A 13920-nucleotide genomic window follows, 5' to 3' on the forward strand; every position below is an offset into this window, starting at 1 on the left:
TTCAGCTCCTCCGAGCGATCCGATGGGCGAGGCACTCGGGCCCCACCCCGCTATCGAGGACAACAGCGCGCGGGGCCCGCACATTCCCCGTGCGGGGGGCACTCAGCCTCGGGTCTCGACGACGTCCGCGACGGCGGTGACCACGGTGCGGAACCGCTCCGGCGCGTCCCGGATCCGGCGGCGGGCCAGCACGCCCGCGAGCGCGGACGAGGCGCCCGACGCGACGAGCTCGCACTCCACCCGCGAGCCCTCCTCGTCCGCCAGCACGCGCCACTGCTCGACGCCGACGACGGGGAGCCGCCGCTCGAGTCCGTCCACCGAGCGCGCGAACGCCGGCCCGTCGTCACCGGCGAGCACCTCGGCGAGGGCCGCCAGCACCGGGGCCGGCTCGGCGTGCAGGATCGAGGCGAGGGCGAGAAGGCTGCGCATCGCGGCAGTCTGCCACGCCGGAGCGAACCCCCTGCTGATCGAGCAGCCCCGCCTCTTGCTGGTCGAGCAGCCCCGCAGGGGCGTATCGAGCGGCGAAGCCGCTTCGCGTCTCGGTGGTGAGGGAAAGGACGCGCGGCGCTCCTTTTCATGCTGGTCGAGTAGCCCCGCAGGGGCGTATCGAGACCCGCAGGCAGACGCCGTCAGGAGCGCTCGTCCAGCACGCGCCGCAGCCAGTCGAAGGAGGCCTTCGGCACGCGGTCGCGGCTGCGGGAGTCGAGCGCGACCAGCCCGTGCGGCCGGGTGTAGCCGTGCTGCCACTCGAAGGCGTCGACCAGCGTCCAGACCTGAACGGCCTCCAGCGGCAGCCCCTCGTGCACGGCCTCCGCGAGCGCCCCGAGGTGCGCCCCCAGCCAGCGGATCCGCTCCGTGTCCACGATCGCCCCCTGCCGGTCCGGCAGGTCCGGGTAGCTCGCACCCAGCTCCGTCAGCACCAGCGGCGGCAGCGCATCGCCGTAGCGCTCCACGAGCCCGCGCAGGACCGCCACCGGCGCCCACGGCGCGAACGGCGAGCCGTCGCCGGTGCGGTCGAGCTCCGGCCACGGCCGGGTGTGGAACGGCAGCGCGGGAGGCGCACCCGGCCCGGTCGGCAGCGCCGGGTCGCGGCCCGCGGCGATCCGCTGCGGCGCGAGCGGCGCGACTCCGTAGAAATCGAGCGGCGCGCTGATGCGGGCGAGGTCGACCGGGTCGACGCCCGCGAGCGGCGCGAGGAACGGCGGCAGCTCCTCCGGCCCGGTTGGATAGGCGCCGGTGAGGACGGCGTCGGCGACGAGCCGGTTCTGCAGGACGTCGGCGAGCGCCGCCCAGGCGCCGTCCCGCTCCGACTCGCTCGCGGGCTCGACCACGGCCTGCGCGTCGACGAGGCCGATACGGCCGGCGAGGTCCGCCGAGCGGAGCGCCTCGACCGCGACGGCGTGCCCGAGCAGCTGATGGTGCAAAGCGGGCAGAGCGCTGAACAGCCGGCCGGCACCCGGCGCCTGGTTCTTCAGCGCGTAGCCCTCGAGGAAGACGGTCGACGGCTGATCGAGCGTGATCCAGTCCGCCACCCGGTCGCCGAGCCGCGAGCCGATCTCGAACGCGACGTCGCCGAAGCGGAAGGCGGTGTCGCGGTTCATCCAGCCGCCGCTGAGCGCGGAGGGGGTGTCGCGGTGCTGCAGGGTGAGCGCGATCCGCAGCCCGGCCCCGGCCAGCTCGTCGAGCAGGCGGTCGTAGAAGCCGAGGCCGCCGCGGTCGATCGGTCCGCGCCCGTCCGGCTGCAGCCGGGTCCAGGAGATCGAGAGCCGCAGCTCGTCGACGCCGAGGTCGACCAGCAGCGCCAGATCCTCGCGCCAGCGCAGGACGAAGTCGGTGGCGAACTCGGGCGTCGCCTCCTCGGCGATCGTGCCGCGCCGCAGCGCGAAGTCGTCCCAGACGGAGCGCCCGCGCCCGCCGACCTCGAGCGAGCCCTCGGTCTGGAAGGCGCTCTGCGCGAGCCCGATCCGCAGACCCGCCGGCAGCAGCCGCCCCAGCTCTCGCGGATCGTCGAAGCGCGCGGTCTCGGCGCGCACCTGCTGCCGATCGCGTCCGCGCGCTGCGTCCTCGCTCATCTTTCCTCCGAGTCGTCGATGGGTATATTGTCGCGGAAGCGCTCTCCCGCTCCGACCAGCCCCTCCGCCGCGGGGCGGACGAGGGTCCGCCCTCCGGTGTACATCCGGCAACGGAGGCGCGCCGCGCTTGACACTGCCCGCGCGCCCCCGTGCAATGGACGCACCGTGATTCCGAGTGTCGCCGCGTCTGTTCCGGGGGGTTCCGCGACGAGGGGTCCGTCGGTCGCCCCGACGAGTCGCCTTCGCCGCTCCCCCCGTTCGTCGCGCCGCCGTCCGGCCGCCCTCCTGCTCGTGCTGCTCGTCGCACTGGGCGCCGCCGCCGGCCTGACCGCGCCGAGCGCGCAGGCCGCCGCGCCGCTCACGATCACCTCCCCCGCCTCCGGCGCCGTGCTGCCGAGCGGCGCGGTCACCGCGACCGGCACCGGCACCGCGGGCGACCAGATCCAGATCGGCCTCACCGGCAGCAGCGAGCCGCTCTGCATCACCACCGTCGGCGCCGACGACACCTGGAGCTGCCTGCTCGACCTCGACGACGGCCGGATCCGCCTCACCGCCGTCGAGCTCCTCGCCGCCGGCGGCACCACCTCGGCCCGCGTCGAGGTCGCCGTCCTCAGCGCCCCCGTCATCGAGTCGGTCGACGGCTCGGCCACCTCGGCCGGATCGGTGAGCGGCAGCGCCTACCCGGGAGCGAGCGTCGCGGTCACGACCGACGGCGGCGCCTCCTGCCTCGCCACCGCCGACGGCGCCGGCCGCTGGTTCTGCCAGCTCGCGCCCACGCCGGCACCCGGGAGCTACCGCGTCACCGCCACCCAGTCGGCCTCCTTCGCCGGAAGCACCGTCTCGCCCGCCAGCGCGGCCGTCTCGCTCGTCGTCGACACCGCCGCGCCGGTCGCCCCCGTCCTCGCCTCCCCCGGCCCGGGTGCCGCGCTGCCGCTCACCGGAGCCGTCTACTCCGGTACGGCCACCGAGGGCACGCGGGTCTACGTCTACGTCGACCTCGTCAACACCTGCGACGCGCCGATCACCGGCGGCGCCTGGAGCTGCACCGGCGGCACGGTGACGGCCGGAGCGCACCGCGTCTCGGCGATCGCCGGCGACGCGGCCGGCAACTACAGCTCGCGCAGCCCCTGGATCGACGCGACCTTCACTGCGGCGAACACGACACCGTCCGCCTCCCCGTCCGCGACCGCCCCCGGCACGAGCACGGCGACCCCCGGCGGCGGCACGCCCACCGCCGCGCCCGGCTCGCCGACCGCTCGGCCGACGACGCCCGGGAGCTCTGCGACGCCCTCGCCGACGCGCCCGGGTCAGACCGCACCCGCACCCGAGGCGACCCCCTCCGACGGCGCCAGCGCCGCGCCGGCGCCGGGAGCCGCTCCGAGCGACCCGCCACCGGCCGCGCCCACCCCCGCCGACGGCGGATCGGCGCCCGGCGGCTGGAGCGCCGCCACCGGGATGACCACCGCGCTCTCCTCCGGCGCCCCCCTGGGCACCATGGCCGACTGGATGCGCTCGCTCGCCCTGGCGATCGCCTCCCTCGCCCTGCTCGTCGTCCCCGCCCGCCTCGCCGTCGCCGGCCGCGTGCCGCGCGAGGCGCGCACCTGGCGCCTGACCGGCCGCAACCGCGCGAGCGTGGAGTACGACGACCGGCCCGAGCCCGCGCCGGTGTCGGCGCGGACCATGGTGGTCGGCATGATCGGCTGCGCCGCCGGACTCGTGCTGCTCTCGGGCCGGGTCGACGGGCAGCCCGCCTACCTCCGCCTGCTGATCGCGGTGATCGTCGCGGTCGCCCTGGTGAACGCCGTCGCCGCGGGTGTCCCCGCGCTGGTCGGGCGCCGCCTCGGCCTGCCGGGCATCCGCGTGGTGGCCTCACCCCGCGCACTGCTGCTGGTGGCCGGCGCCGCGCTCCTGTCCCGCTTCGCGGGCCTCGACCCGGCCTTCCTCTTCGGAGTGGTGATCGGCCTCGTCCTGCCCGAGGGCGCCTCAGCCGTCGCGCGCGCCCAGCTCGCGACGGTGCGCGTCGTGTCCCTGCTCGGCCTCGCCGCTGTGGCCTGGGGCGCCTCCGCGGCCGTCCCCGCCGACGGCTCGTTCGCCGCCGTCCTCACCGCCGAGGTGCTCAGCGCGACGACGCTGCTCTCGGTCGGCTCGAGCGTCGTGCTGCTCTTCCCGGTCGGCCGACCCGCGGGGCAGAGCATCCTGCGCTGGTCCCCCGTGCTCTGGCTCGGGCTGACGCTGCTGGCGACCACGGTGCTGTTCCTGCTGCTCACGCCGACGATCGCCGCCTGGGCGACCGACGGCGGAGCCGGGCCGGCGCTCTTCGCGGTCGTGGCGTTCACCGCCGTCTGCACGTCGATCTGGGCCTGGCGGCGCTTCGTCGACGTCGGCGAGTAGCGGCGGGCCGAGCCCGGCCCAGTGACCGGGTACGACCTCAGCCGATCGCGGCGAGCTCGCGCACGTCGTCGTCCGGCAGCACGTCGACCACGGCACCGACGGTCATGTCGGTCAGCGTGGCGATTCCGTCGTAGACGCTGAGGAACGCCGTGTCCGCGGCGTCGCGGCCGGTGGCGATCCGCACCAGGCTGGAGCGCGGCGCCAGCGTGGTCGCATCGACCACCCGCCAGCAGCCCTCGATCCAGGCCTCGGCGACCGCGTGGAAGTCCATCGGCGCGAGCCCCGGCGCGTAGACCGCGACCAGACGGGCCGGCACGTCGAGCGCGCGCAGCAGCGCCACCACGAGGTGCGCGAAGTCGCGGCAGACCCCGCGGCGGGCGAGCAGTGTCCGCTCCGCACCGTCGGTGGGGAGGCTCGAGCCGGTCACGTAGGCGAGCCGAGTGCCGACCCACGAGCTGACCGAGGCGAGCAGCGCGGCGCCCTCGAGGCCCGCGAACTCGGCACGGGCCGTCGCCCAGAGGATGTCCGACTCGGCGTAGCGGCTCGGCCGCAGGTAGCGCAGGCGGTCGACCTCCTCGCCGGGCAGCGGCTCCAGCACGCCGTCGACGCTCGCCGTGTAGTCGACGACGAGCCGGCCGACGCCGGCCTCGAGGACGTGCAGGCGCGTGCCGTGCTGGTCGAGGACCTCGCGGGCGGCCACCTCGCGCCCGTCCAACTCCAGGGAGAGCCGCTCCGGCGCCCCGTAGGCCTGCGCGACCGCGATCGAGAAGACGAGCGTCGCGGGTCGCGCGACGTCGAGGGTCAGCCGGGCCGAGACGTCCCGCTTCACGCGCCCTGCTCGCCCTTCGGCGGCGGGGTGGGAGCGGCGTCCGGCTCCTGGACGAGCTGTAGCCCGCCGGAGGAGTTCGCGGAGACCGTCAGCAGGTCGATCCAGGTGCGGTTGATCGACGGCACCCGGCCGCCGAAGTACTTGAAGTAGAGTGGCACCGAAGGGTCGAGCCAGATGCTCGAGCGGCCGTCGCCGACCGCGGGGTCGTCGCGCCAGGAGAAGAAGAAGCTCTCGCGGCGGCGCAGCTTGTTGGCGATAACGATCTGGACGTGCGTGAGCGTGCGGTCGTCGAACTCGATCTCGACGCCCGAGGCGCCGTAGAGCAGCTTCCCCATGGAGGCCTCCCGACCACCCGTCGCCGGGCGGTTCGTGTCAGTGCCCGCGGGCACGAGAAGAAGGAGACGCCACGAGGCGCCGCCGGGCCGTCCGCCCCCGGGACGGCGGCGCAGGCGCTCCGTCCGAGCGAGGACCGCCCGGCGACGACTCTATGCGAGGGCGGGCGCCGATGCGGGCCATTGACGGCATCGGACCCCGCCGAGTAGCCCGGATCGGAACTCCCGTCCTCCCGCGCGACTCACCGCCCGCGCGTCCGAGCGATGTCGGAGGTCGGACGTACGGTACCCGCATGATCGAATGCGGAAGCTGCGGAACCGATGCCGTCGTCCTGGACCGCTCCGGCGGTGCCGACCACGAGGGGATGAGTTCGGAGGAGCTCGTCGTCCTGTGCGCCGAGTGTGCCCCCGGCGAGATCACCGCCGCCCTCGAGGCGGCCCTGCTCGACGAGGCGGTGCTCGAAGACGCGCTGCCCGCCGCGGCGCTCGAGAAGGCCGCGCACGCACGCGCGGCGTAGTCGCTGAAGAGAGAGTGCCCCCACTGGGACTCGAACCCAGACTGAGACGATTTTAAGTCGTCTGCCTCTGCCGATTGGGCTATGGGGGCGACCACCGGGCGGTGCGCTCTCGCGCGCCGCCCGACGGTGCTGTCAGGCCTTCGCGGGCTCGCCGCCGACGGTCACGGGCGCGCCGGCGGGGCCGGGGGTCTCGGCCGGGGCGGAGACGGCGGCCGGAGCGGCCGGACGGGGGCGCGACGCGTAGGTCTCGAACGAGCCGCGCGGGTACTCGCGGGCCTCGATCGACGCGATGTCACGGCCGAGCCAGAGGTTGTTCCACCAGCCCCAGACCACGCGGAATTTGCGCTCCCACGAGGGCATGGCGAGACCGTGGTAGCCGCGGTGCATGACCCAGGCCGGGAAGCCCTTGATCGCGATCTTGCCGGACTGGAAGACGCCGATGCCGATGCCGAGACCGGCGACCGCTCCCGCGTTCTTGTGGAAGTAGTCCTTGGGCGCCTCGCCGCGGAGGACCGCGATGATGTTGGTCGCCATGAGCTTGCCCTGGCGGACGGCGTGCTGGGCGTTCGGCACGCAGAAGCCGCCGACGCCGCCGCCGGTGAGGTCGGGGACGGCCGACACGTCGCCGGCGCCCCAGGCGCCCTCGACGATGACGTCGTCGTGGCCGACGCGGAGATCGGCGCGCACGCGCAGCCGGCCGCGCTCCTCGATCGGGAGGTCGGAGTTCTTGATCGAGGGGTTCGCCATGACGCCGGCGGTCCAGATGATCAGGTCGGACTCGAAGCTCTCCCCGGTCGACAGCTCGATGACGCCGCCCTCGGCGGACTTGAGCTGCGTGTCGAGGTGCACGGTGGCGCCGCGCTGGTCGAGGTTCTTGAGGACCCAGTGGCTCGTCTCGAGCGCGACCTCGGGCATGATGCGCCCCATCGCCTCGACGAGGTGGAACTTGGTCTCCTCGAAGTCGATCTCGGGGTAGCGCTTGAGCAGGGCGCTCGCGAAGGAGCGCAGCTCGGCGAAGACCTCGATGCCGGCGAAGCCGCCGCCGACGACGGTGACCGTCAGCAGGCGCGAGCGCTCGGGGCCGGCCGGCAGGGTCGCGGCCTTGTCGAAGTTGGTGAGGATGCGGTCGCGGATGGCGGTCGCCTCCTCGATCGTCTTGAGGCCGATCGCGTTGTCGGCGACGCCGGGGATCGGGAAGGTGCGCGAGACGGAGCCCGCGGTGACGACGATCTGGTCGTAGACGAACTCGTAGGGCTCGCCGACCGTCGGGGTGATCGTGGCGGTCTTGGACGCGTGGTCGATCTTGGTGACCTTCGCGGCGAGGATCGCGGTCTTCTTGAGGTGGCGGCGCAGCGAGACGATCGCGTGACGCGGCTCGATGGATCCGGCGGCGACCTCGGGGAGGAAGGGCAGGTACGCCATGTAGGGCAGCGGGTCGACGATCGTGACCTCGGCCTCGTTGGCGCGGAGGTACTTCTCCAGCTTCCACGCGGTGTAGAAGCCGGCGTAGCCGCCTCCGACGATCAGGATTTTGGGCACGGTGAACTCTCCAGAGGGATGGACAATGCGAACACCCTGCTTCTCGCGAAGTGCCCGCTCTCGATGCGGGTGGCAGCACTGACCCCGACTGGGAATCAGCCTAGCGAACCGCGCGTCGAATCGCGTCGACCCGCCGGGTCTCCGAGCCGGTCAGACCTCGAGCGGCCGGCACTCGCAGCGCTCGGGCGACCAGGCGGCCCGGGCGAGCGCCAGGTCGCCGATCGGGTTCACTCCGGGGCCGGCGGCGAGCGCGTGGCCGGCGAGGGCGTGCAGGCACTTGACGCGCGTCGGCATCCCGCCGGAGGAGATGCCGGCGATCTCGGGCACGACGGCGATGCTCTCGCGATCGGCGAGGAACGCGCGGTGGGCCGCCGCATGGGCGTCGCGGAGCGCCTCGTCCTCGGCGAGGAGCTCGTTGTACTCGACCATGACCTGGGTCGCCTCGAGCTGCGAGATCGCGGCGGTGGCGGCGGGGTGGGTCAGGTAGTAGAAGGTCGGGAACGGGGTGCCGTCGCTCAGCCGAGGGCTGGTCGAGACGACCGTCGGGTTGCCGCAGACGCAGCGCGCGCTGATGCCCACCACGTCGCGGGCCGGGCGGCCCAGCTGGGCGGAGACGACGGCGATGTCGTGCTCGGTGGGCGGGTCGAACGGGGGCGTGGTCACGGAGGACTCCTGGGGGCGCGGGGACCGGAGGGAACTCTCCAGTGTAGGCGGCGGCCGGGCCGGGGGGCCGGGGTCAGGGGGTGGGCGTGAGCTCCGCCGTCGTCGGGTCGCCGAGGCCGGAGACGGCGATCGACGAGAGCAGCGAGCCCGCCCAGTCGCTGGGCGTCTTCTGCACCGAGTTCGACGCGGGCTGCGCGGCCTGCTGCGCGACCGCGATGTCGTCCAGGACGAGGTAGCTGACCTCCCCCGGCATCACGAAGTACAGGCGCTCGCGGGCCTGGGCGCGGATGAAGGCGGGGTCGGACCAGCGCACGCGCTGCTCGTCGAGGTTCTGCGACTGGGTCTTCGCCGCGTCGACGGAGCGCTGCAGCTCGGAGATCTCGGCGCGCTGCTCGACGAAGTTCTTCACGCTGGGCGCCAGGACGACGACGGCCAGGATCATGATGCCCATCACGAGCAGCGTGAAGCCGGAGCCGCGGACGCCCGCGACCCAGGCCGAGGACGGCGCGACCGGCGGCTGCTTCGCGCGGGGGGTGCGCGACGACTTCGGGGCGGACGAGCCGGGCTTCGCGCCCGGGCGCTTGGAGGCGGTCTTCGCGGAGCCGGTCTTCGCGGAGCCGGTCGTCGAGCCCGGCTTCTTCGACGCGGACGACTTCGAGGCTGCGGACGCGGCGGCAGCGGACTTCGCGGCAGCCGGCTTTGCGGCAGCGGGCTTCGAGGTCGACGCGGCCGGCGTCTCGGCGGCGGCCGGGCGGCGCGGGGCGCTCCCGGGAGTGGAGGGCCGGCGGGGCGGTCGGGCCATGGGCGGCTGCCTCCTCGATCAGTGGTGCGTCCGACGGTGGAACGGGAGCGGCCCCGGTGCCCGCACCGAGGTGCTGGGCTCCGGGGCCGCTCCGGCGGGGAGAGACTACGCGGTGAAGCGCGGGAAGGCGGAGCGACCCGCGTACGTCGCGGCGCCTCCCAGGATCTCCTCGATGCGCAGCAGCTGGTTGTACTTCGCGACGCGGTCCGAGCGCGCGGGGGCGCCGGTCTTGATCTGGCCGCCGTCCACCGCGACCGCGAGGTCGGCGATGGTGGTGTCCTCGGTCTCGCCGGAGCGGTGCGAGAGGATCGCGGTCATGCCGCTGCGCTGGGCGAGGGCCACGGCGTCGAGCGTCTCGGTGAGCGTGCCGATCTGGTTCACCTTGACCAGGATCGAGTTGCCGGCCTTCTCGGCGATGCCGCGGGCCAGGCGCACCGGGTTGGTGACGTAGAGGTCGTCGCCGACGAGCTGCACCTTGTCGCCGATCTCGGCGGTGAGGTGGGTCCAGCCGGCCCAGTCGTCCTCGTCCAGCGGGTCCTCGATCGAGACCAGCGGGTAGTTGGCGACGAGGTCGGCGTAGTACGCGGACAGCTCCTCGGCCGAGAGCTTCTTGCCCTCGAAGGTGTACTTGCCGTCCTCGTAGAACTCGGAGGAGGCGACGTCGAGCGCGAGGCCGATGTCCTTGCCGGGGGTGAAGCCGGCGGCCTCGACGGCCTTGAGGATGAAGTCGAGCGCCTCGCGGTTGGTGGGCAGGTCGGGGGCGAAGCCGCCCTCGTCGCCGAGGCCCGTGGCGAAGCCGGCCTTCTTCAGCTGCGCCTTGAGCGCGTGGTAGATCTCGACGCCCCAGCGCAGGCCCTCGGAGAAGGACTCGGCGCCCAGCGGGACGGCCATGAACTCCTGGATGTCGACGCCGGTGTCGGCGTGCGCGCCGCCGTTGATGATGTTCATCAGCGGGACGGGCAGGGTGTGCGCGTTCGGGCCGCCGACGTAGCGGAAGAGGTCGAGGTCGGCCGACTGCGCGGCGGCCTTGGCGACCGCGAGGCTGACGCCGAGGATCGCGTTCGCGCCCAGGCGCGACTTGTTCTCGGTGCCGTCGAGCTCGATCAGCTCGGCGTCGACGAGGCGCTGGTCGGTGGCGTCGAAGCCCTCGATGGCCGGGCCGATCTCGTCGATGACGGCGTCGACGGCCTTCTGCACGCCCTTGCCGAGGTAGCGCTCGGCGTCGCCGTCGCGCAGCTCGTAGGCCTCGAAGGCGCCGGTGGAGGCACCGGAGGGGACGGCCGCTCGCGAGGACGCGCCGTCCTCGAGCAGGACCTCGACCTCGACCGTGGGGTTGCCACGGGAGTCCAGAATTTCTCGGGCGACGACTGCCTCGATAAGGGCCACAACTATCTCCTCTTGACGGGTGGGCTCCCGGAGGGCGGGAGCGGTCGGGAAGGAGTCTACTGACCGCCTCGGAACGGGAGGCGTCCCGGGGGCGTCGGTAGACTCCCAGGGCCCGAACGGCACCCGCGCCGATCCGCTCCCGACCCACCGGAGGACCCCGTGACCAGCACCGCCGCCGCCCTCGTCGAGCGCCTCACCGAGGTCGTCCCCGACTTCCCGAAGCCCGGCATCCTCTTCCGCGATCTCACCCCGGTCTTCGGCGACGGCGAGGCGCTGCGCGCGGTCGCCGACGCGCTGATCGAGCCGTACCGCGGGCGGATCGACGCGATCGCCGGGGTCGAGGCGCGCGGCTTCCTGCTCGCCGCGGCCGCCGCCTACTCCGCGGGCCTGGGCGTCGTGACGATCCGCAAGCCCGGCAAGCTGCCGCGCGGCGTGCTGAGCGAGCAGGCGACGCTCGAGTACGGCAGCACCGTGCTCGAGGTTCACGAGGACGCGATGCCGAAGGGCGCGCGGCTGCTGCTCGTCGACGACGTGCTCGCCACCGGCGGCACCCTCGACGCGAGCTGCCGCCTGATCGAGCGCGCCGGCTGGTCCCTCGAGGGCATCGCCGTCGTGATGGAGCTCGACGGCCTCGGCGGCCGCGCCCTGCTGTCCCCGCGCCGCATCGACGCGATCGTCACGGTCTGACCCATCACCTCTCGCTTCCGCGAGATGCCACTTGTGAGCGCCCGACACGGCGTGTCGCGCTCACAAGTGGCATCTCGCGGAGGGGGGCAGACGTGCGTCAGGAGAGGGAGAGGGACATCCGGGACAGGACGAAGGTCTCGATGACCTGGACGACCATGTAGAGGATCAGTGAGACGCCGGTCACGAGGACGACGGCGGACCAGATGTCGTCGAAGCGGGCCTGCGCGGTCCAGCCCGCGATGCCGCCGCCGATGCCGTCGCCGGTGGAGAGCCACTCGGCCAGCAGCGCGCCGGTGATCGCTCCGGGGACGGAGACGCGGACCGCCGCGAAGAGCGAGGGCAGCGCCCCGGGGATGGCGACCTTGCGGATCGCCGTGAGGGTGGAGCCGCCGTACACCGAGACGACGTCGAGCATCTGCGGCGAGGCGTTGTTCAGGCCGAAGGCGATCGTGACCAGCGCCGGGAAGAGCACGACGATGCCGCCGACCACGGCGACCGAGGCGACCGTGCCCTGCCCGAAGACCAGGATGATCAGCGGCGTCATCGCGATCAGCGGGACCGAGCGCAGCAGCAGCGCGAACGGCATCAGCGCGTGCTCGATGCCCTTCGACAGCCGGAACAGGATCGCGACCAGGATCGCGACCACGAGGCCGGCCGCGAAGCCGATGAACGAGTCGACCATGGTGACGGCGAAGAGCCCGCCGAGCTCGGCGCGGTGCTCGGCCGCCGACTCGTCGGTGACCAGGTGGGCCCAGACGTCCCAGGGGCCCTTGATGACGTAGGGCGAGACGCCACTGAAGAGGATCACGCCGATCCAGATCACGAGGACGATCGCGATGGTCGACAGCGCGATCAGGAGGCTCTTGCGCAGGCTCTTCAGCGTGGCGCCGAGGGCCGCGCTGCGCAGCTGGCGGCGGAGCTCGTCGACCGCGATGATCTGCGTCGGGCTCGACTGCTCGGTGCGGTCGGGGATCGTGGAGGTCATGTCATGCCCGCTTTCCGGAGGACCACGGGGCGATGAGGCGCCCGACCAGGCCGACGAGGCCGTAGCCGATCAGCGCCACGGCGGCGCAGAGGAGGAAGAGCGCCCAGACGCGCGGCGAGTTCAGCGAGACCTGCGCCGCGACCAGGATCGGGCCGACCCCGGTCTCGATCTTGCCGAAGTACTCCCCCAGGATCGCGCCGAGGAAGGCCGCGGGGACCGCGATCTGCAGGGCCGAGAGGATGTTCGGCAGCGCGGCGATCGCGCGGACCTTGCGCAGCTGGGTGAACTTGGTGCCGCCGTAGACGGTCACGACGTCGAGCGACGCTTTGTCGGCCGCCTTGAGGCCGAGCAGGCTGCCGACGACGGTGGTGAAGAAGACCGAGAGCCCGGCGAGGAAGATCGCGGTCGCGCTCGGCTGCCCCGGCGCGTCGGAGCCGCCGAGGATGAGGAGCACGAGCGTCCCGATCGCGACGATCGGCACGCAGTAGGTGACGACCGCGAGCTGGGAGACGATCCCCTCCAGCCACGGCACGACCAGGACGAGCGCGGAGAGCACCAGGGCGATCAGGTTGCCCCAGAAGTAGCCGACCGCGGCCTCGCCGATCGTCACCGAGAAGTTGGCCCAGTAGAAGGCCGGCCCGTCCTCGGCGATCGTCTGCGCGACCTGGATCGGCGTCGGGACCGGGGCGTAGGTCGTGCCGCCGGTCGGAGCAGTGACGAGGGCGATCAGCCACCAGACGGCGATGATGCCGACGATGCCGATCAGCCCCGACGCCCAGGCTGGCAGGGAGCGCGAGCGGCGCTCGGTCGTCGGGGCGGGAGCGGGGAGCAGGGTGGCCACGGGGCGCCTCAGTGGTCGTCGGCGGCCGCGCCGCCGTCGCCGAACAGCAGCTCGGACGCCTGGTCGACGTACGCGTGGAACTCCGGGGTGCGCTGCATCTCGGGGGTGCGCGGGCGGGGCAGGTCGATCTCGATGATCTCCTTGACCCGGCCGGGCCGCGGACTCATCACGGCGACCTGGTCCGAGAGGAAGATCGCCTCCGAGATGCCGTGAGTGACGAGGAGCGTCGTGGCCGGCTTCTCTGTCCAGATCCGCAGCAGCTCGAGGTTGAGCTTCTGCCGCGTCATGTCGTCGAGCGCGCCGAACGGCTCGTCCAGCAGCAGCACCTCGGGCTTGAGGATGAGGCAGCGGGCGATCGAGACGCGCTGGCGCATGCCGCCGGAGAGCTGGGCCGGCTTGGCCTTCTCGAAGCCGCGCAGGCCCACGAGGTCGATCAGCTCGTCGATGTACGACTGGTCCACCGACTTGCCCGCGATCTCGAACGGCAGGCGGATGTTCGACATCACGCTGCGCCAGGGCAGGAGCGCGTGGTCCTGGAAGGCGATGCCGAGCTTGTTGTCGCGGCGCAGCTCCTTGGGCGTGCGGCCGTCCACCCGGATGGAGCCCGAGGTGGGCTCCTCCAGACCCGCGAGGATCCGCAGGATGGTGGACTTGCCGCAGCCCGAGGGGCCGAGGAGCGCGAGGAAGCTGCCCTGGTCGGTGTGCAGATCGGTGTCCTGCAGCGCCGTGACGCTGCGAGAGCCCATCCGGAACGTCTTCGACAGGCCGTGGATCTGGATGCCGGTGCCGCCGGCACCCTGCTCGCGCAGGGTGCCGGCGTCGGTCGTGTCGGTCACGAGTGGTGCCCTCCGTGGTGCTGCATGTTTGGTGGCGCT

At 73.2% G+C, this 13920-nt stretch carries 14 protein-coding genes and 1 tRNA gene; 3 read left to right on the forward strand and 12 right to left on the reverse strand.

Annotated elements, in window-relative coordinates; all coding sequences use genetic code 11:
- Positions 1-102: 102 nt before the first annotated feature.
- Complete coding sequence (locus HQQ86_RS08745; RefSeq protein WP_173287757.1) at positions 103-429, reverse strand: hypothetical protein; 327 nt, start codon at positions 427-429, stop codon at positions 103-105.
- A 200-nt stretch (positions 430-629) separates the two neighbouring features.
- Positions 630-2072, reverse strand: a complete 1443-nt coding sequence (locus HQQ86_RS08750) for a glycoside hydrolase family 1 protein (protein WP_173287759.1) — start codon at positions 2070-2072, stop codon at positions 630-632.
- 291 nt (positions 2073-2363) lie between these two features.
- Here HQQ86_RS08750 and HQQ86_RS08755 point away from each other — a divergent pair, with 291 nt between their 5' ends.
- A complete protein-coding gene (locus HQQ86_RS08755) occupies positions 2364-4463 on the forward strand; it encodes a hypothetical protein (RefSeq protein WP_173287761.1) in 2100 nt (699 codons plus the stop codon).
- A gap of 37 nt (positions 4464-4500) precedes the next feature.
- Here HQQ86_RS08755 and HQQ86_RS08760 read toward each other — a convergent pair whose 3' ends face one another.
- Both HQQ86_RS08760 and HQQ86_RS08765 read right to left on the reverse strand, forming a co-directional pair.
- Positions 4501-5292 carry a transglutaminase family protein gene (locus HQQ86_RS08760; RefSeq protein ID WP_173287763.1) on the reverse strand — a complete coding sequence of 264 codons (792 nt, stop codon included), beginning with the start codon at positions 5290-5292 and terminating at the stop codon, positions 4501-4503.
- On the reverse strand, positions 5289-5627 hold the full coding sequence (locus tag HQQ86_RS08765) for an ATP-dependent DNA ligase (RefSeq protein ID WP_068211888.1): 339 nt from the start codon (positions 5625-5627) through the stop codon (positions 5289-5291). Before HQQ86_RS08765 ends, HQQ86_RS08760 begins: the two co-directional genes overlap by 4 nt.
- Positions 5628-5917: 290 nt before the next feature.
- On the opposite strand from HQQ86_RS08765, the gene HQQ86_RS08770 reads away from it, so the two are divergent.
- Positions 5918-6142 (forward strand): hypothetical protein, encoded by a 225-nt coding sequence (locus HQQ86_RS08770; protein ID WP_173287765.1) that lies wholly within the window; start codon positions 5918-5920, stop codon positions 6140-6142.
- Positions 6143-6157: 15 nt separating this feature from the next.
- Here HQQ86_RS08770 and HQQ86_RS08775 read toward each other — a convergent pair.
- From HQQ86_RS08775 to eno, 5 genes are all read right to left on the reverse strand, one after another.
- Positions 6158-6231: transfer RNA gene (locus HQQ86_RS08775), tRNA-Leu, on the reverse strand.
- Positions 6232-6274: 43 nt separating this feature from the next.
- Positions 6275-7681 carry an NAD(P)/FAD-dependent oxidoreductase gene (locus HQQ86_RS08780; RefSeq protein WP_173287766.1) on the reverse strand — a complete coding sequence of 469 codons (1407 nt, stop codon included), beginning with the start codon at positions 7679-7681 and terminating at the stop codon, positions 6275-6277.
- 150 nt (positions 7682-7831) lie between these two features.
- The gene (locus HQQ86_RS08785) at positions 7832-8344 is read right to left on the reverse strand and encodes a DUF501 domain-containing protein (RefSeq protein ID WP_173251776.1); all 513 of its coding nucleotides are present in this window, start codon (positions 8342-8344) and stop codon (positions 7832-7834) included.
- Positions 8345-8417: 73 nt separating this feature from the next.
- A complete protein-coding gene (locus HQQ86_RS08790; protein WP_173287767.1) occupies positions 8418-9146 on the reverse strand; it encodes a septum formation initiator family protein in 729 nt (242 codons plus the stop codon).
- A 105-nt stretch (positions 9147-9251) separates the two neighbouring features.
- Positions 9252-10532 (reverse strand): phosphopyruvate hydratase, encoded by a 1281-nt coding sequence (gene eno / locus HQQ86_RS08795; protein WP_123447613.1) that lies wholly within the window; start codon positions 10530-10532, stop codon positions 9252-9254.
- A 159-nt stretch (positions 10533-10691) separates the two neighbouring features.
- Here eno and HQQ86_RS08800 point away from each other — a divergent pair, with 159 nt between their 5' ends.
- Complete coding sequence (locus HQQ86_RS08800; protein ID WP_173287768.1) at positions 10692-11219, forward strand: adenine phosphoribosyltransferase; 528 nt, start codon at positions 10692-10694, stop codon at positions 11217-11219.
- A gap of 97 nt (positions 11220-11316) precedes the next feature.
- Here the strand turns inward: HQQ86_RS08800 and HQQ86_RS08805 are convergent, their stop codons facing one another.
- From HQQ86_RS08805 to HQQ86_RS08815, 3 genes are read right to left on the reverse strand one after another with little or no spacing between them, the layout of a single operon-like run.
- The gene (locus tag HQQ86_RS08805; RefSeq protein ID WP_216845276.1) at positions 11317-12204 is read right to left on the reverse strand and encodes an ABC transporter permease; all 888 of its coding nucleotides are present in this window, start codon (positions 12202-12204) and stop codon (positions 11317-11319) included.
- A 1-nt stretch (position 12205) separates the two neighbouring features.
- On the reverse strand, positions 12206-13045 hold the full coding sequence (locus HQQ86_RS08810) for an ABC transporter permease (RefSeq protein WP_367948600.1): 840 nt from the start codon (positions 13043-13045) through the stop codon (positions 12206-12208).
- Positions 13046-13053: 8 nt separating this feature from the next.
- On the reverse strand, positions 13054-13791 hold the full coding sequence (locus HQQ86_RS08815) for an ABC transporter ATP-binding protein (protein ID WP_123705595.1): 738 nt from the start codon (positions 13789-13791) through the stop codon (positions 13054-13056).
- Positions 13792-13920: the final 129 nt, after the last annotated feature.

The organism is Rathayibacter sp. VKM Ac-2857 (assembly GCF_013205025.1).
Lineage (GTDB): Bacteria > Actinomycetota > Actinomycetes > Actinomycetales > Microbacteriaceae > Rathayibacter.